The 16,798-nt window shown below is 72.3% G+C and carries 17 protein-coding genes and 1 tRNA gene; 3 read left to right on the plus strand and 15 right to left on the minus strand.

Features of this window, described 5'->3' with window-relative positions; genetic code table 11:
- Nucleotides 1–22: 22 nt before the first annotated feature.
- Nucleotides 23–1,456: an MFS transporter gene (locus tag ACIGW4_RS08535; protein ID WP_399579278.1), complete on the minus strand. Its 1,434-nt coding sequence runs from the start codon at nucleotides 1,454–1,456 to the stop codon at nucleotides 23–25.
- Nucleotides 1,457–1,557: 101 nt separating this feature from the next.
- Here ACIGW4_RS08535 and ACIGW4_RS08540 point away from each other — a divergent pair, with 101 nt between their 5' ends.
- On the plus strand, nucleotides 1,558–2,451 hold the full coding sequence (locus ACIGW4_RS08540; protein ID WP_359587594.1) for a helix-turn-helix transcriptional regulator: 894 nt from the start codon (nucleotides 1,558–1,560) through the stop codon (nucleotides 2,449–2,451).
- Nucleotides 2,452–2,473: 22 nt separating this feature from the next.
- On the opposite strand, the gene ACIGW4_RS08545 is transcribed toward ACIGW4_RS08540, so the two are convergent.
- The 7 genes from ACIGW4_RS08545 to ACIGW4_RS08575 all read right to left on the minus strand — a co-directional run bounded on the left by ACIGW4_RS08545 (nucleotide 2,474) and on the right by ACIGW4_RS08575 (nucleotide 6,713).
- Nucleotides 2,474–2,546 (minus strand) — tRNA-Ala (locus tag ACIGW4_RS08545).
- A gap of 103 nt (nucleotides 2,547–2,649) precedes the next feature.
- Nucleotides 2,650–3,303 carry a histidine phosphatase family protein gene (locus ACIGW4_RS08550; RefSeq protein WP_123452234.1) on the minus strand — a complete coding sequence of 218 codons (654 nt, stop codon included), beginning with the start codon at nucleotides 3,301–3,303 and terminating at the stop codon, nucleotides 2,650–2,652.
- Nucleotides 3,300–3,764: a ribosome silencing factor gene (rsfS, locus tag ACIGW4_RS08555; protein WP_030684910.1), complete on the minus strand. Its 465-nt coding sequence runs from the start codon at nucleotides 3,762–3,764 to the stop codon at nucleotides 3,300–3,302. The genes ACIGW4_RS08550 and rsfS overlap by 4 nt, the downstream gene beginning before the upstream one ends.
- Before the next feature lie 83 nt (nucleotides 3,765–3,847).
- Complete coding sequence (locus ACIGW4_RS08560; RefSeq protein WP_399579282.1) at nucleotides 3,848–5,569, minus strand: LCP family protein; 1,722 nt, start codon at nucleotides 5,567–5,569, stop codon at nucleotides 3,848–3,850.
- Between the two features lie 19 nt (nucleotides 5,570–5,588).
- A complete protein-coding gene (nadD, locus tag ACIGW4_RS08565) occupies nucleotides 5,589–6,209 on the minus strand; it encodes a nicotinate-nucleotide adenylyltransferase (RefSeq protein WP_123452238.1) in 621 nt (206 codons plus the stop codon).
- A 52-nt stretch (nucleotides 6,210–6,261) separates the two neighbouring features.
- A complete protein-coding gene (locus ACIGW4_RS08570; RefSeq protein ID WP_030684916.1) occupies nucleotides 6,262–6,423 on the minus strand; it encodes a hypothetical protein in 162 nt (53 codons plus the stop codon).
- An 83-nt stretch (nucleotides 6,424–6,506) separates the two neighbouring features.
- Entirely contained in the window at nucleotides 6,507–6,713 is a 207-nt protein-coding gene (locus ACIGW4_RS08575; protein ID WP_123452240.1) for a hypothetical protein, read from the minus strand.
- A 128-nt stretch (nucleotides 6,714–6,841) separates the two neighbouring features.
- Here ACIGW4_RS08575 and ACIGW4_RS08580 point away from each other — a divergent pair, with 128 nt between their 5' ends.
- Nucleotides 6,842–7,984, plus strand: coding sequence for a M48 family metallopeptidase (locus ACIGW4_RS08580; protein ID WP_398708743.1), 1,143 nt, complete (start codon nucleotides 6,842–6,844; stop codon nucleotides 7,982–7,984).
- Here the strand turns inward: ACIGW4_RS08580 and ACIGW4_RS08585 are convergent.
- The 7 genes from ACIGW4_RS08585 to ACIGW4_RS08615 form a co-directional block, all read right to left on the minus strand.
- On the minus strand, nucleotides 7,969–9,054 hold the full coding sequence (locus ACIGW4_RS08585) for a hypothetical protein (protein WP_123452244.1): 1,086 nt from the start codon (nucleotides 9,052–9,054) through the stop codon (nucleotides 7,969–7,971). The genes ACIGW4_RS08580 and ACIGW4_RS08585 overlap by 16 nt on opposite strands.
- Before the next feature lie 365 nt (nucleotides 9,055–9,419).
- Nucleotides 9,420–9,992 (minus strand): hypothetical protein, encoded by a 573-nt coding sequence (locus tag ACIGW4_RS08590; protein ID WP_399579285.1) that lies wholly within the window; start codon nucleotides 9,990–9,992, stop codon nucleotides 9,420–9,422.
- An 87-nt stretch (nucleotides 9,993–10,079) separates the two neighbouring features.
- Nucleotides 10,080–11,363 carry a glutamate-5-semialdehyde dehydrogenase gene (locus tag ACIGW4_RS08595; protein ID WP_398708739.1) on the minus strand — a complete coding sequence of 428 codons (1,284 nt, stop codon included), beginning with the start codon at nucleotides 11,361–11,363 and terminating at the stop codon, nucleotides 10,080–10,082.
- A gap of 106 nt (nucleotides 11,364–11,469) precedes the next feature.
- On the minus strand, nucleotides 11,470–11,961 hold the full coding sequence (locus ACIGW4_RS08600) for a hypothetical protein (RefSeq protein WP_093876131.1): 492 nt from the start codon (nucleotides 11,959–11,961) through the stop codon (nucleotides 11,470–11,472).
- A 151-nt stretch (nucleotides 11,962–12,112) separates the two neighbouring features.
- Nucleotides 12,113–13,216 carry a glutamate 5-kinase gene (proB, locus tag ACIGW4_RS08605; protein ID WP_123452250.1) on the minus strand — a complete coding sequence of 368 codons (1,104 nt, stop codon included), beginning with the start codon at nucleotides 13,214–13,216 and terminating at the stop codon, nucleotides 12,113–12,115.
- 124 nt (nucleotides 13,217–13,340) lie between these two features.
- Entirely contained in the window at nucleotides 13,341–13,817 is a 477-nt protein-coding gene (locus ACIGW4_RS08610; RefSeq protein ID WP_260174357.1) for a GtrA family protein, read from the minus strand.
- A gap of 2 nt (nucleotides 13,818–13,819) precedes the next feature.
- Nucleotides 13,820–14,815 (minus strand): glycosyltransferase family 2 protein, encoded by a 996-nt coding sequence (locus tag ACIGW4_RS08615; protein WP_123452252.1) that lies wholly within the window; start codon nucleotides 14,813–14,815, stop codon nucleotides 13,820–13,822.
- A 260-nt stretch (nucleotides 14,816–15,075) separates the two neighbouring features.
- Here ACIGW4_RS08615 and ACIGW4_RS08620 point away from each other — a divergent pair, with 260 nt between their 5' ends.
- Nucleotides 15,076–16,785 (plus strand): hypothetical protein, encoded by a 1,710-nt coding sequence (locus tag ACIGW4_RS08620; RefSeq protein ID WP_399579289.1) that lies wholly within the window; start codon nucleotides 15,076–15,078, stop codon nucleotides 16,783–16,785.
- Nucleotides 16,786–16,798: the final 13 nt, after the last annotated feature.

Raw genomic sequence — 16,798 nt, forward strand, 5'->3', positions numbered from 1 at the left:
CTGCCATGGCCCCGCAAGAGGGTCAGCGTGATCGTCGCGGCAGTCCCGCGACGGCGCCCACGACGGAGGCGACGGCCAGGGCGAGGACGGTCGCCCACAGCGCGTCGGCGGAGTCCTGAGCTCCGGCACCCGCGTACCGGCCGAGGAAGAGGGTGCCGAACGTGGCGACGCCCACGAGCTGCCCGAGCTGTGTGACGGTGGCGAGCAGTCCGCTGGCGTCGGCCGCGTCCTCGGGGCGCACGGTGGCCAGCGCCCCGGTCAGGGCCGGACTGAAGGCCAGTGAGATCCCCGCGCCGAGCGCGCCCAGGGCCGGGTAGAGCCCCCAGCCGCCGGTGCCGCCGTCCGCGAGCAGCTCTCCGACGGCGAGGAGCGCCGCGGCCGCGAGCAGGAATCCGGCCGGGACCAGCGCGCGGTGCAGCCGGGCCGGCCAGCGCCGCCAGGTCAGGCCGACGGCGCCGAAGACGACGGCGGCGGGTCCGAAGGTGAGCCCGGCCCGCAGGGCGCTGTGGCCGAGCCCGCCCTGCAGGTGCAGGGTCAGGGTGAACAGGAATCCGGCGTTGACGCCCATGGCCACGGAGATCCAGAGGACGGCCCGCCCCATCCCGGGGATGCGCAGCACGCGCGGGGCGATCAGCGGTGTGCCGCCGCGCCGGGCGAGCCGGGACTCGTAGGCGCCGAAGACGACGGCGAGCAGCAGCGAGCCGCCGAGGGAGAGCCAGGACCACAGCGGCCAGTCCTGCTCCTGGCCGAGGACCAGGGGGACGGTCAGCAGGGACACGGCGGCGGCGAGCAGCAGCAGGCCCGGCAGATCGAGGGCACGCGCACGCGTGGATCCGGCGTGGGCGTCGCGGGGCAGCACCCGGACGCCGAGGACGAGCAGGGCGATCCCGAGGGGCACGTTGACCAGGAAGACCGGCCGCCAGCCGGTGCCGAAGAGGTCGGCGCTGACCAGGACGCCGCCGACGACCTGACCGGCGGCCGCGCCGGTGGCCAGCACCGCGGAGTAGGCGCTGAGGGCCCGGGCCCGGTGCTCCCCCGTGAAGTTGCGCTGGATGAGGCTCAGCACCTGGGGGATCATCAGGGCCGATCCCGCGCCCTGCGCCAGCCGGAAGGCGATCAACTGCCCGGCGTCCGCGGCGAGTCCGCAGGCGAGCGAGGCGGCGGTGAACAGGGCGAGGCCGCCGAGGTACGCCCGCCGGTGGCCGATCAGATCCCCAAGGCGGGCCCCGGTGATCAGCAACACCGCGTAGGTGATGGTGTATCCGGCGATGACGAGCTGGAGCGCGCCTCCGGACGCGGAGAGCTCGGTCCGGATGGTGGGGGCGGCGACGTTGACGATGAAGACGTCGAGGAGCGCCATGAACTGGGCGGCGAGCACCACTCCGAGCAGCAGGCCGGGGCGGTTGTCGGTGGCGCGGTCTTTACTGGGTGCGGGACGTGTCGCGGTCGAGGTCATGCAAGGAGCGTGACCTCGACCGGATACGGGTAACGAGAGCCCGCCGATGCTGGTACTGACACCACCTGGCAGCGGCGGCACGGGGACTCGACCATGGGGGTGTGACGATTGTGGCAGCGCTACCGACGCAGCGTCGGCGACGACCGGAACTGGCCGCGTTCCTGCGCAGCCGCCGGGCCAGGGTGACCCCGGAGGACGTGGGCATGCCGCCGGGTCTCCGCCGGCGCACCCCGGGGCTGCGCCGCGAGGAGGTCGCCCAGCTCTCCGGCGTCGGCGTCACCTGGTACACCTGGCTGGAGCAGGGCCGGCCGATCAACGCCTCGGCTCAGGTCCTCGACGCGGTGGCCCGGACCCTCCGGCTCGACCGCCCGGAGCGCGAGCATCTCTACCACCTCGCCGAGGTGCCGTACGCCCCGGACCGGCCGGCCCCCGACATCCCGGAGGTGAGTCCGGAGATCCAGGGGATCCTCGACGCCCTGGACCCGCTCCCGGCGGTGCTCTACAACGCGCGGTACGACGTGCTGGCGACCAACGTCCTGTACGAGCGGCTCCTGATGCAGAACGGAGAGGGCCTGGACACCGGCCCGTTCGGCATACGCAACGTGCTCTGGGCGCTGTTCAGCGTGCCGGCGCCCAAGTGCCCGGTGGTCGACCGGAAGCGGGAGCTGCCGCTGATGGTGGCCCAGCTGCGGGGCGCGTACGGCCGCCACGTGGGCGAGCCCGACTGGGAGGAGTTCGTACGGCGTCTCACGGAGACCAGCCCGGAGTTCGCCCGGCTGTGGCGCAGCGGTGACGTGGTCCCGCCGGGGACGAGGGTGAAGACCTTCCGGCACGAGCTGGTGGGCGAGGTCCGGATGACCTCGGTCTCCCTCTCGGTCAACGGGATGCCGGAGTGCCGGATCGTGACGTACACGCCGAGCGACGAGGAGAGCCACCGGGGGATCGAGATCCTGCGCGAGGCGAAAGGTGACAGAACGAAGGATCCCGCCCCCTGACGGGGACGGGATCCGGTGACTGTGGAGCTAAGGAGAATTGAACTCCTGACCTCCTGCATGCCATGCAGGCGCTCTACCAACTGAGCTATAGCCCCTTGTGTTCTTCGTGTTCTTCACGCCGTGCGCTCCGAACAAGAAGAACTCTAGCCTGTGACCTGCCGGAAAGTGAAATCCGGGTCCGGCAGGCCGGTCGTGGGCTCAGTCGTCGTCGCCGAGGACCGGCTCGGGGAGCGTGCCGGCGTTGTGCTCCATCAGGCGCCAGCCGCGCGCGCCCTCGCCGAGGACCGACCAGCAGCAGTTGGAGAGCCCGCCCAGGCTCTCCCAGTGCCGGGCCTCCAGGCCCAGGAGCCGGCCGATGGTGGTGCGGATGGTGCCGCCGTGGCTGACCACGACGAGCGTGCCGTTCTCGGGGAGCTTGTCCGCGTGCTCCAGGACCACCGGGGCGGCCCGGTCGGCCACCTCGGTCTCGAGCTCGCCGCCGCCCCGGCGCACGGGCTCGCCGCGCTTCCAGGCGGCGTACTGCTCGCCGTACCGCGCGACGATCTCGTCGTGGGTCAGCCCCTGCCACTCCCCCGCGTACGTCTCGCGCAGGGCGGAGTCGTGGGCGACGGCGTGGCCGGTGATCGAGGCGAGCTCCGCGGCGGTGGCCGCCGCCCGCTTCAGGTCGGAGGCCACGATGGCGTCCGGCTTGAGCGCGGCGAGCAGCCGTGCGGCCCGGCGCGCCTGGGCGACGCCGGTCTCCGTCAGCTCGATGTCGGTCGAGCCCTGGAAGCGGCGCTCCAGGTTCCAGGAGGTCTGGCCGTGACGCCAGAGGACGATGCGGCGGCCGCTGCCGCCCTTGGCGGCGCTCAGCTCAGCTCACCGTCCGGTCCCTCGGGGAGGCCGGAGCCGGCCTCGATGTCGGCGCCGGTCAGGGCGGCGTGCTCGGCGGCCTTGCCGCGGGTGTTCACCGCGTCCTCGGGCAGGTCGAGCTCGGGGCAGTCCTTCCACAGCCGCTCCAGGGCGTAGAAGACCCGCTCCTCGCTGTGCTGCACGTGGACGACGATGTCGACGTAGTCCAGGAGGATCCAGCGCGCGTCGCGGTCGCCCTCACGGCGGACCGGCTTGGCGCCGAGCTCCTTGAGCAGCCGCTCCTCGATCTCGTCGACGATCGACTTGACCTGGCGGTCGTTGGGCGCGGAGGCGAGCAGGAAGGCGTCGGTGATCGACAGCACGTCGCTGACGTCGTACGCGATGATGTCGTGCGCGAGCCGGTCGGCGGCCGCCTGGGCGGCGGTCTTGACGAGCTCGATGGAACGGTCCGTGGCGGTCACAAGCAGGCTTTCGTCGGCGGTCCAGTACCCCTCCAGGGTCTCACGGACCGCCGACGACCCCGTCGGCGTTTTCCGGGGCGCCCTTACCGGGGCCCCGGAACCTTGTAGTCCCGGCCCAGGACCACGGTGACCGCGATCGTTCCCGAGGGCTTGCCCTTCTCGACGGAGGAGGCGGGCAGCCCCAGCGTCTTGGCCACCTCGGTGGCCGTCGCCTTCTGGGCGTCGTCGCCGTAGAGGACCTGCGATTCCTCGCGGGTCTCCGCGTCGGCGCCGCCCACGAAGGTGAAGCCGCCGTTGATCAGCGCGATCCGGGCCGCCTCGGCCGCCTTCTTGCCGGAGCCGTCCCGCACCGAGACCCGGGGCACCTCGCCCGCCTCGGGGGCGGTCACCTTGCCGCCCAAGATGTCCTTCACCACGCTGTCGCTCGCGCCCTCGGTCAGCGCGCCGTCCTGCCCCACCGGGAGCAGGGCCGTCTTGTAGTCGCCGATCTTGGCGTGCTCGGCGAGCCTGGCCAGGGAGGCGGCGAGGTCCTTCTCCGGGAGCGAGGGGTCGAGGATCTGCTGGAGGGTCTCGATGGTGACCGTGGCGGCCTCGGGATCGCTGGAGAACTTGCGCAGCACCCCGTACATGACCCCGCCGAAGCGCTGGAGCTGCCGGGCCTCGGCCTCGCCGGGCGCCCGGTAGGTGGCGTAGGCGACGGCGGCGCGGCCGTTGAGGGTCTGCTTCTCGCCCTTCCGGACCAGCGGCTCGGCGCCCTTCCTGGTGTCGGGGACGTCCGTGTCGGTGTCGATCTCGATGCCGCTGACGGACTCGACGAGGTTCTCCAGGTAGGGGGTGTCCAGGCGCCAGGTGCCGGTGATCTTCGTCCCGAGCAGGTTGCCGATCGCCTCCCTGGTGCCGCTGGAGCCGTCGTCCTCGACGGACTTCCCGAGGGTGGTGCCAGCGCCCTCGGAGTCGGCGACGACGACGGAGTTGGGGAGGAGGACCGTGGTGCCCTGGCGGGTGGTGGCGTTGTCCACGAGCAGGGCGGTGGAGGTGGTGCCGCGCTTGAGGTCGTGGAGGTGGACGACGATCGTGTCGCGCTGCTGCGGGCCGGTCGCGGCGTTCCCGCCCTTGCTCTCCGGGTCGGACGAACCGGGGAACAGGCCCGCCGACCAGAGGTAGCCGACGCCGCCGGCGACGGCGAGCACGAGGACGACGACGAGCGCGACGATCCGGTTGCGGCCGCGCCGCCTGGCCTCCTCGCGCCGCTCCGAGCGGCTCTCGGTGAACTTGAGCCAGTCGATGACGTCCTCGGAGTCCTCGTCGGGCTCCTCGATGAACGAGAACTGTTCCGTGCGGTACGCGCGGTCGTCCTCGTCCTGCCGGGGCGGGGCGGACCGCTCGGAGGCGGGGCGCTGGCCGGGGACCCCGGCCGGGGCGGCGACGGGGGCGGCGGGGGCCGCCGGCGCCGCCTGGACGGGAGCCTGCGCGGGGGGCTGGACGGGCGAGGGGGCCGCGGGGGCGGCCTCGGGCCCGGCGGCCCACTGCTGTCCGGTGTCGTAGGACGGGTACGCGTAGCCCTGCTGCCCGTAGGGGTCGTACTGCGGGGGCAGGACCGGCTCCTGGGCGGGCGGCTGCTGGGCGTACGGGTCGTAGCCGTACGCCTGCTGCGGCTGCTGCTGCCCGGCGTACGGGTCGTAGTGCTGGGCGGGCGGCTGCTGTTGTGCCTGCGGCTGCTGGTACACCGGCTGCCCGTACTCGTCGTAGCCGATGATCTGCGGCTGCGGATAGTACGGGTCGTACGGGTGCTGCTGATCGTTCACCGGTGCCCCTCCCCGAAGCTCACTCGCCGCGGTACAGCTGGCGCTTGTCGATGTAGCGCACCACGCCGTCCGGGACCAGGTACCAGACGGGATCGCCCTGTGCGACCCTCGCCCGGCAGTCGGTGGAGGAGATGGCGAGCGCGGGGATCTCGACGAGCGAGACCCCGCCCTTGGGCAGTCCGTCGTCGGTGAGGTCGTGACCCGGTCGGGTGACGCCGATGAAGTGGGCGAGCGAGAAGAGCTCCTCGGCGTCGCGCCAGGTGAGGATCTGCGACAGCGCGTCGGCCCCGGTGATGAAGAACAGGTCCGAGTCGCTGTTGAGAGACCGCAGGTCCCGCAGGGTGTCGATGGTGTAGGTCGCACCCCCGCGGTCGATGTCGATCCGGCTCACCGAGAACTGCGGGTTGGACGCCGTGGCGATGACCGTCATCAGATAGCGGTCCTCGGCCGCGGAGACGACCTTGTGGCTCTTCTGCCACGGCTCCCCGGTCGGCACGAACACCACCTCGTCCAGGTGGAACAGGGCGGCGACCTCGCTGGCCGCCACCAGGTGTCCGTGGTGGATCGGGTCGAAGGTTCCGCCCATCACGCCGAGTCGGCGCTTGCCGCGCCCGCCAGTAGGCACTTCCTGCTCTCCCATGCGTGCAGAGCCTACTGGCACGGCGACGGACGCCGGATCAGCGGTCTCCGGTTCAGCGGTCGCGGTTGAAGCGGGTGGTGATCCACAGCAGCAGAAGCAGGGTGCCGAAGGCACCGAAGCCGGTGAGGTAGGGGCTGAGGCTTTCGTGGTTGCCGCCGTGCTCGGCCCCCTCGGCGAGGGTGACCAGGTGGGCGGCGGTGCTGTGGAGGCTCATCTTCGGCAGACCTATCGATCGGGGATGGGAGCGGAGACTTCGCGCACATCGTATGCGGGCGGTCGCGGCGTGCTCACGCCGACTCAGGCGTTGGCGTCGCGGTCCGCGCCGTCGTCGTCGCCGCCGGCGCCGGTGGTGTCGTCGGTGCGGTACCCGCGCAGCAGGAACCAGGCGAGCAGGGCTCCGCCCACGAGCGAGACGAGCAGCACGATCCGGAGCGTGTCGCCCAGTCCCTGCGGTGCGGCTGCGGCCGCGAGCAGGGCGGCTGTGGCGTCTGCGGTGTCCGGCATGTCGGTCGTGCCCTTCGGTCGTCCTCGGTGTCCTGGTTATCCACAGGCTCCGGCACACGGTAGCGCCAGCCCCTAGGCTGGGTTCAGTCAGGGGGACGAGCACCGACTCGTACGAACAGGGGGCATCCATGACCGAGAACGACCAGGGGAACGCGCCGAGCAGGCAGCGGAAGCGGTTCCCCGGCATCTCCTCGCGGGCCTACGAGCATCCGGCCGACCGCTCGGCCCTCGTGGCGCTGCGGAAGCTCAGCGGCTTCGACACGGCCTTCAAGGCGCTCAGCGGACTGCTGCCGGAGCGCAGCCTGCGACTCCTCTACCTCTCGGACTCCGTCCGGGTGAGCGACGCGCAGTTCAGCCACCTCAACGACATGCTGAGGGACGCCTGTTACATCCTGGACCTCGAGAAGGTCCCGCCGATGTACGTCACCCAGGACCCGAAGCCCAACGCGATGTGCATCGGCCTGGACGAGCCGATCATCGTGGTCACCACCGGCCTGGTGGAGCTCCTCGACGAGGAGGAGATGCGGGCGGTCGTCGGCCACGAGGTCGGACACGCGCTCTCCGGGCACGCCGTGTACCGCACGGTCCTGCTCTTCCTGACCAACCTCGCGCTCAAGATCGCCTGGATCCCGCTGGGGACGGTCGCGATCACCGCCGTCGTGACGGCGCTGCGCGAGTGGTTCCGCAAGTCGGAGCTCTCCGCCGACCGGGCCGGCCTCCTCGTCGGTCAGGACGTACGGGCCTCGATGCGCGGTCTGATGAAGATCGCCGGCGGCAACCACCTGCACGAGATGAACGTGGACGCGTTCCTCGCCCAGGCCGACGAGTACGAGAAGGCCGGGGACCTGCGGGACTCGGTCCTGAAGATCCTCAACGTGCTGCCGCGCTCGCACCCCTTCACCACCGTCCGGGCGGCGGAGCTGAAGAAGTGGTCGGAGAGCCGCGACTTCCAGCGGATCATGGACGGGCACTACCCGAAGCGCTCGGAGGACAAGGACACCTCGGTCACGGACTCCTTCCGCGAGTCGGCCAACCACTACGCCGACACGGTGCGGACCAGCAAGGATCCCCTGATGAAGCTGGTCGGGGACATAGCCGGCGGCGCCGGTGACCTGGCGGGCGACCTGGGCGGACGGCTGCGCAACCGGTTCGGCGGCGGCCAGGACCAGAAGACGGACGGCGGTCCCGCCCGGGACGGCAGGGGTGCCAAGGGCGAGGCCGGGAACGGGACGCCGGGCGACGGGGCCGGGGGCGGTCAGAGCGAGGGCTGAGCGCTCGGCGCCAGGGCTCCGCACAGCGCGGGGGCGGCGGGCCGGGCGGTGGCGTACGGATCGGTGACCGCCGGGCCGGCGCTCACGTCCGAGGCCCGCTCCCCCGCCAGGAGCGGCTTCAGGGAGCCCGTGGTGTCGGCGCCGCAGGCCTGCGGACCGGCCTCGACCGTGCTGGTCAGCAGCTCGGCGCGGTGCATCCGCAGGTCCTCGCGGTCGAAGCGGAAGTGCACCACGCGGTGGACCGTGAAGAGCGACGCCGCGGCGACCGGCCCCGCGCCCCGGGCGGCCGGACGGAGCGCGTAGGTGTACGTGTGGTCTGCGGTGACGTCCAGCGTGTCGGGGCCGGTCTCCTCGAAGCGGAGGGTGCCCTGCACGCGGGCCGCGGGCTCCGCGAGGGCCACCTGCCGGGGGTCGAAGCGGATCAGCCAGGCCGCGAGGGCGTGCCGCCCGTCGTCGGCGGGGGACTCGACGCTCCGGTCGAACTGCTCCAGCTGGTCCGGGTCGATCAGCAGGCGCGCGGGCCGGACGGTCGCCCCGGACAGGACGTCCGGCTCCAGGGCGGAGGCCACCAGGTACTCCTTGGCGATGCCGAGGCCGGCGACGACCTGGCTCTCGGCGAAGTGGGAGGTGCGCCCGGCGATGGGCAGGTTGATGCCGGCGGCCCCGGTGCGGTACTCGGCGGCCGGGCTGTGGGCGAAGAGCTGGGTGGGCGTGCCGCCCGGGACGGGGCCCTGGGGGGCGAGCGGGACCACGGTGGTCCGCAGGGGTTCGGCCCGCTGGTCGACGGGGGGCTGGTAGGGATTGCGGACGCCCAGGTAGATGGCGGTGCCGAAGGCGAGGAGGATCAGCAGGACGAGCAGGACCGCCTGGCGGGAGCCGCCCCGGCTCTCCCAGGAGGAACGGCTTCGGACGGCCTGGGCGTACTCGCCCATCCGCTCCTGCGCGGAGAGCTCCTGGAGGTGGGCAGCACGGATGAACGCCTCGTCGAAGACGACGGATCGGTACTCGTCCTCACCACCGCCGGGGAACCCCTCGGGTGTCCCCTCAGGCGGGTCGCCACGCCCTGCCATACCTTCAGGGTAGGTCCGCGCGGGCTTCGGTAAACGCCCAGGTACACGACAAGTTCGGAAGAATTCCGCCGCCGGGACGCGCCGGGGCCGCGGGGTGCCGGGCGGGTTCGGCCCGAACGGGTCACGGGACTCTCGAACCGGCTGAGACCGACTCGGGCCGCGGGAGGCCGAGCAAGCGGCGGCAGGACGCCCAGCCGGGGGCCGAGCAGGCTGCAGCAGGGAGGCCTGACTGGGGCCGAGCAGGTCGCAGTGGAACTCCCCAACCAGGGGCCAGGGGCGCCGAGCGGGTGCCGGTCAGGGCGGCCGGATGGGCCGCGGCAGGGTGCGTCCGGCCAGGGCGGTCGAGTGGGCCGCGGCAGAGAGGCCTAGCGGGGTGCGGCCGAATGGGTCGCGGGGATGAAGGCGGGGGCCTGGGCGGCCGGTGGGGCCGGGTTCGGGTTCGGGGTGTCGACGCCGGTGGTGGCCGGCGGCGGGACCTGGTCCTCGCGGTTGGCGGCGGCGCCCCGGTAGACGGCGCTGAAGGCGAGGGCGACCATGCCGACGCCCATGACGAGGGCGAGGACCCAGGCGACGGGCCGGAGCCAGCGGGCGCGCCCCCGGTAGGGGCGCAGGGCCCCGCCGTGGCGGCCGTAGGGGCTGGCGTCGTCGCCGATGTCGTCGGGCTCGTAGGTGAGGCCGAGGGGGTCGTGGCCGTCCCCGTAGGGGTCGTCCTCGACGGATCCGCCGCCGGCGCGGGCGCGGGCCGCCTCGGCCTCGGCACGGGCCTGGGCGGCGGCGAGGAGCCGCTCGACCGCGGTGGGCTCGTGGACGGTGGCGGCCCTGACGAAGTCCTCGTCGAAGACCACGTCGGCCCAGACCTCGTCGGCGCCTCCGCGGTCGACAGCGTCCTCGGGGTCTCCGCCGTCCTGGAACGGCCTGCCCCCCACGTCGTCCGGCACGGATTCAGAGTAGACCCGGAAGGGGCTTTTGGGCAGGGAGAGCGCGAAGCCTCCCCGCCCGCCCCTCCCCATACCGACAAGGAGGTGTTACCGCACGTGACCGTCGCCGGTGACGATGTACTTGGTCGAGGTCAGCTCCGGAAGGCCCATGGGGCCCCGGGCGTGCAGCTTCTGGGTGGAGATGCCGATCTCGGCGCCGAAGCCGAACTGGCCGCCGTCCGTGAAGCGGGTGGAGGCGTTCACGGCGACCGTGGTGGAGTCGACCAGCTGGGTGAAGCGGCGGGCCGCGGCCTGCGAGGTGGTGACGATGGCCTCGGTGTGGCCGGAGGACCACATCCGGATGTGCTCGACGGCCTTGTCGAGGGAGTCGACGACGGCGGCGGCGATGTCGTACGAGAGGTACTCGGTCTCCCAGTCCTCGGGCGTGGCCGGGACGACGGTGGCCTTGGAGCCCTCGGCGAGGGAGAGGAACCGCTCGTCGGCGTGGACGGTGACGCCGGCCTCGGCGAGGGCGGCGAGGGCCTTGGGCACGAAGACCTCGGCGACGTCCTGGTGGACGAGGAGGGTCTCGGCGGAGTTGCAGACGCTGACCCGCTGGGCCTTGGAGTTGATCAGGATGTCGACGGCCATGTCGAGGTCGGTCTGGGCGTCGACGTAGACGTGGCAGTTGCCGGTGCCGGTCTCGATGACCGGGACGGTGGACTCCTCGACGACGGTGCGGATGAGGGAGGCTCCGCCGCGCGGGATGAGGACGTCGACGAGGCCGCGGGCGCGCATCAGCTCGTGGACCGACTCGCGGGACTCGCCGGGGACGAGCTGGATCGCGTCGGCGGGGAGCCCGGCGCCGCCGATGGCGTCGCGCAGGACGGTCACCAGGGCGGTGTTGGAGGCGTACGCGGAGGAGGAGCCGCGGAGCAGGACGGCGTTGCCGGACTTGAGGCAGAGGGCGGCGGCGTCGACGGTGACGTTGGGGCGGGCCTCGTAGATGATGCCGACGACGCCGAGCGGGACGCGGATCTGGCGGAGGTCGATGCCGTTGGGGAGGGTCGAGCCGCGGACGACCTCGCCGACGGGGTCGGGCAGCGCGGCGACGTCACGGACGTCGGCGGCGATGGCCCGGACGCGCTCCGGGGTGAGGGTCAGACGGTCGATGATGGCCTCGCTGGTCCCGGCTTCGCGGGCCTTGGCGATGTCCACGGCGTTGGCTTCGACGATCTCGGCCGTACGGACTTCGAGGGCGTCCGCGATCGCGAGGAGCGCGTCGTCCTTGGCCGCGCGCGGGAGTGGCGCGATTTCGGCGGCGGCGCCACGGGCCCGGTAGGCGGCCCGGGTGACCGGGGAGAGGTTGTCGAGGGGCGTGAGCGAGGTCATGTCCGCAGGGTACTGGCACCGCTGCGGACATCCCTCACGTATCCCGCACTCCGAGACGTAGCGCCACTGTGTGAGCACGTCCCGCCGGGGGACGCGCCCCTACCCGTCAGTAGGGGTGGACGCCGACCGGGGCGGCGGGTGGCGGGCCGTAGCCCTCCGCGATCCGCTGGTGGTAGGTCTCGCGGTCGATGACCTCGAGCCCCACGATCTCCCAGGGCGGCAGCTTGGCGGTCTGCCGGTGCTCGCCCCACAGGCGCAGGGCCACGGCCGCCGCGTCGTGCAGGTCGCGGGCCTCTTCCCAGTACCGGATCTCGGCGTGGTCGTTGGCGTAGCGGCTGGTCAGCAGGAAGGGGTGGTCGTGGGCCAGCTGTTCGAGCCCGCGTCGTACCTCCTTCAGCGGTGACTCCACGCCCGACACACTGAGGGTGATGTGCCAGAGCTTGGACACCGGCCGTTCCTCACGTGTCTCGGTGGTGGTCTCGGTCTTCCTGTCCGTGGACCTGTGCCGTGCCTCGTCGAAGTCGGCTCCGGCCTCGACACTGGTCAGGGCGCGTTCGGCAGTCCCGCGGGGCGGTGCCCCTGGGCGCGCTCGTCTCACCGGCGGCCTCCTGTGTGATGCGTGTGGTGCTGTACCCCGCCTTGTCTTACCCCCGAGACAAAGTTGACCAGTCCGAGGCGGTACGTGGGGCGGTTTTGGTGAACGTCCCTTCCGGATGGCCAGACTTTCAGCCGTTTCGGCGTCGGCCCCGTCAGCGGATGACGACCAGGTCGTCGCGGTGGACGACCTCGCGCTCGTACTCGGGTCCGAGGTCCTTGGCGAGCTCGTGGGTGGAGCGGCCGAGCATCCGGGGCAGCTCCTTGGCGTCGAAGTTGACCAGGCCGCGGGCGACGGCCCGGCCGGAGGCGTCGCGGAGCTCGACGGGGTCGCCGGCCACGAAGTCGCCCTCGACGGCCGCGACACCGGCCGCGAGCAGGGACTTCTTGCCTTCGACGACGGCCCGCACGGCTCCGTCGTCGAGGCTGAGGGAGCCCTGCGGGGTGGAGGCGTGGGCGAGCCAGAGCAGCCGGTCGGCGGAGCGGCGGCCGGTGCGGTGGAAGTAGGTGCCGGTGTCCCGTCCGGCGAGGGCGTCCGCTGCGCGGCTCGCGGAGGTGAGGACCACCGGGATGCCGGCGGCGGCGGCGATCCGGGCGGCCTCGACCTTGGTGACCATGCCGCCGGTGCCGACGCCCGCCTTGCCGGCCGAGCCGATCTCGACGTGGGCGATGTCCGAGGGGCCGGTGACCTGCGCGATCCGCGAGGTGCCGGGCTTGGAGGGGTCGCCGTCGTACAGTCCGTCGACGTCGGAGAGCAGCACGAGCAGGTCGGCGCGGACGAGGTGGGCGACGAGGGCGGCGAGCCGGTCGTTGTCACCGAAGCGGATCTCGTCCGTGGCGACGGTGTCGTTCTCGTTGACGACGGGGAGCGCGCCCATGGCGAGGAGCTGGTCCAGGGTCCGGTACGCGTTGCGGTAGTGGGCGCGCCGGCTGGTGTCGTCGGTGGTGAGGAGGACCTGGCCGACGCGGACGCCGTAGCGGGCGAAGGAGGCGGTGTAGCGGGCGACGAGGAGGCCCTGGCCGACGCTGGCGGCGGCCTGCTGGCGGGCGAGGTCCTTGGGGCGGCGGGTGAGGCCGAGCGGGGCGAGTCCCGCGGCGATGGCGCCGGAGGAGACGAGGACGATCTCCTTCTCGCCGCCGCTGCGGACCTTGGCGAGGACGTCGACGAGGGCGTCGACGCGGTCGGCGTCAAGGCCTCCGGAGGCGGTGGTGAGCGAGGAGGAGCCGACCTTGACGACGATCCTGCGGGCCTCCGCCACGTACTGCCTTGCCACGTCCTGCCCTGCCACGTCCGTCTGTCCCGTCACCTGCGTCGCCACCTGCGTCGTCCTCACTCGGCTCTCCCACGCGCCGCGTGCTCCCGGCCGCGGCTGCCCAGGCAATCTACGCGAGCCGGGAGGTCTGCCGCTCGTCCGTTTCGCTCCCTGGACCGGGGTCGGAGGCGGGTCGGCCGGTGCCCCGGGGCACCAGGATCCGCTGGGAGATCAGGTAGGTGAACGGGATCGCGACGACGGCCGCGACGAGTGGCGCGATCCTGTCGTCCATTCCGGCCCAGGTGACGAGGGCGTAGAGACCGACGCTCTGGACGAGGTAGTTGGTGACGTTGGTGAGCGGGAAGAGGGCGAACTTCTTCCACGTCGGCCGGGTCCGGTAGGTGAAGTAGGTGTTGAGGAAGAAGGAGCCGATCATGCTGAGGAGGAAGGCGAGGGAGTACGCGGCGAAGTACGGCATCCAGGGGTGCAGGAGCAGGTAACAGCCGAAGAAGGTACCGGTGTTGACGCCGCCGACCAGCGCGAAGCGGAAGATCTCCGCGAGCCTGGCCCGTCGCGCGTCGCGCACACCGCCGGGGCGCGTCGGCACCGTCACCGCTCCCGCTCGGTGGTCACGACGCGGATCCGTTCGGCGGCGGCGCGCTCGGCGGCGGCGCGGCCGAAGGAGCGGTGGGTCTCCTTCACGAGGAAGTGCGGGCGGCGCTTCGTCTCGTAGTAGATGCGGCCGATGTACTCGCCGATCAGTCCCAGCATCACCATCTGCACGCCCCCGAGTCCCACGATGATCGCGACGAGGGTGACGTAGCCGGGGGCGGTGACGCCCTGGGTGATCGCGGCGACGGCCACCCAGACGGCGTAGAGGGCCGCGAGGCCGGTGAGCATGAGGCCGAGCCAGAGGGCGATGCGCAGCGGACGGTTGTTGAAGGAGATCAGCCCGTCCATGCCGTAGTTGAGCAGGGAGCTGAACTTCCACTTCGTCTCGCCGCCCTCGCGCGCGGCGTTCCGGTAGTCGAAGGTGACGGTGTCGAAGCCGATCCAGGAGAAGAGGCCCTTGGAGAAGCGGTTGTACTCGGGCAGCGACAGGAGGGCGTCGACGGCGGGCCGGGAGAGCAGGCGGAAGTCGCCGACGCCGTCCGTGAGTTCGACGTCCACCCAACGGTTCACGGCCCGGTAGTACACACGGCTGAGCGCCGTACGGACCTTCTTGTCGCCCTCGCGGGTGCGCCGCGCCATCACCTGGTCGTGGCCCTGGTGATAGAGGTCGAGCATGCGCCCGAGCAGCTCGGGCGGGTGCTGGAGGTCGGCGTCCATGATGACGACGGCGTCACCGGTGGATTTGCGCAGGCCGGCGAGCATGGCGGCCTCCTTGCCGAAGTTGCGGCTGAAGGAGGCGTACTGGGTGTGCTGCGGGTGGCGGGCGGCGATCTCGCGCAGCCTGCCCAGCGTTCCGTCGGAGCTTCCGTCGTCGACGTAGCAGATCTCGTATCCGACCGGGAGTGCGTCGAGCACCTGTCGCATCCGCGTGTCGAAGCGCTCGATGACGTCCTCCTCGTTGAAGCAGGGGACGACGACGGAAAGCCTGGTCATGGAACGGTCACTCCAGAGGGATGGGCGAGAGTACGTCCTGAAGGACTGGAAGGACCGCCACCGGACTCTCCTTCGAGCAGCGCGGCCACGGTACGGCGGGGTGGTGACCGCCCGGCGGCGTCCGAGTGACGACCCCTGGTCGGCATGTCGTCCATGAAGCAAAGCATGTGGGGAAGATATTGGTATACGTGGCATTTTCACCTGTTCGTCACTCATAGGGGCGACATGCCACGGACTTTGGCCGGCTGGAGCGATGACCGTTGAGCAGGACCACCATCTCGGAGCCCGGTGACGCGCGGATGCCGAACGACGAGCAGAACGGCAACGACGGAGACCCCGGACAGGACACCGGCGGCACCCGGGAGACGGGAGGCGCCGGCGGCACCGAGGAGACGGAGGGCGTCGGAGGCGTCGAGGGGACGGGGGACGCCGACGGACGCCGGGAGGGTCCGCGGCAGGTGCTGTCCTGGATCGCGCTCGTCGTCGCCGTCGGAGCCGGGGCGCTGCTCTCGGTCGGCGCCTTCCTCGGCGTCTACGTACGCCCCACGTCGGACGACTGGTGCGCCCTGTGGAAGGCCCGTGACATGGGCGTCCTGGGGATCACCTCGGACTTCTACCGCACCCAGAACGGGCGCGTCACCAACGCCTTCCTCACCGGCCTCCTCTACTCCGACGACATGCGGGGCCCCAAGCTGCTGCCCGCCTTCCTGATCCTCACGCTGGGCACGGGACTGTTCCTCCTCGCCCGCACCGCCCTGCGCGCATCGGGCCGGTCCGCCGAACCGCCCACCGTGCCGCTCGTGGCCGCGACGGCGCTCGTCACCGCGCTGCTGTTCTTCGCCGGCACCCGCTCGTACCAGGTGCTGCTCTGGGCGCCGGCGACGATCTCCCACACCCTGCCGAGCGTGATCGGCGTCTGGACCGTGCTCGGCGCGGTCCGCGCCGCGCGCAGCGGCGTGCGGTGGGCCAGGGCCGCGGCGGTGGGGGCGGCGCTCCTGGTCGGGGTGGCGCTCGGCATGCTGGGCGAACCGTTCGCCCTGGTGGCCGGGGTGTTCTCGGCCACCGTGGGCGTCCTCTGTCTGCCCCGGTTCGGCTGGACCCGGGACCGATACGTGTCCACCTGGTGCGCGGCGGCCTGCCTCGGGCTCCTCACCGGCCTCGTCCTTCTCTACACCTCGCCCGGAGCGCGCTGGCGGCGGGCCCAGCACCCGCCGGAGCCGCTGTCGGCCGCGAGCGTCGGAGAGACCTTCCGCGACTGGTGGCGCCTCTGGCAGGCGATCGGCGGCCAGTGGGCGTATCTGGGCGCCCTCGCCGTCGGCGTGCTGCTCGGCCTGGCGCTCTCCGCCCGCCAGGAGAGCGGCAGCCGCCAGGAGAACGGCAGTCGGCAGAAGAGCGGCGCCCGACAGGAGAGCGACAGCGCCCACCGGGACGCCCCGACGCCCCCGCCGCTCCCGCCGCGCGCGCTGTTCCGCGTGGCGGTGCTCCTGCCGCCGCCACTGATCGGCCTCGCCTCGCTGGGCGTCGTCTTCGGGCTGCGCAGCGGCTACGGGGACACCGGCTGGACCTACGGCCGCACCTGGACGAGCTTCCTGCTTCCGCTGCTGATCGCCCTCTGCGCGTACGGGGCATGGGGCGGCCGGCTCCTGGGGCGGCACCTGTCGGTGACCCGGCGCCCCGCCGGACGCGCCGCCGTCCTCGTGGCGGTCGGCACGGTCGCCGTCGGCAGCACGGCCGCCCTGGTACAGCCGGTGCACGCGCTGACCACCAGTACGGTGGTGCGCTCCGTCGCCTGGGACCGCCAGAACGCCCGCATCCGGGGCGAGGTGGCGGCGGGCGCCCGTGAGGTCGCGTACAGGCCGCTCCTCATCGGCGGCCTCACCGAACCCCTCTTCGCGTCCTCGTACGAGCGGGACTGGGCGGCGCAGTGCACGGCCACGTACTACGGCGTGCACCGCATCCACCGGCCCTGAGGCCGGCCCCGCC

Origin of the sequence: Streptomyces sp. NPDC053513 (assembly GCF_044544765.1) — a bacterium.
Classification (GTDB): Bacteria; Actinomycetota; Actinomycetes; order Streptomycetales; family Streptomycetaceae; genus Streptomyces; species Streptomyces litmocidini.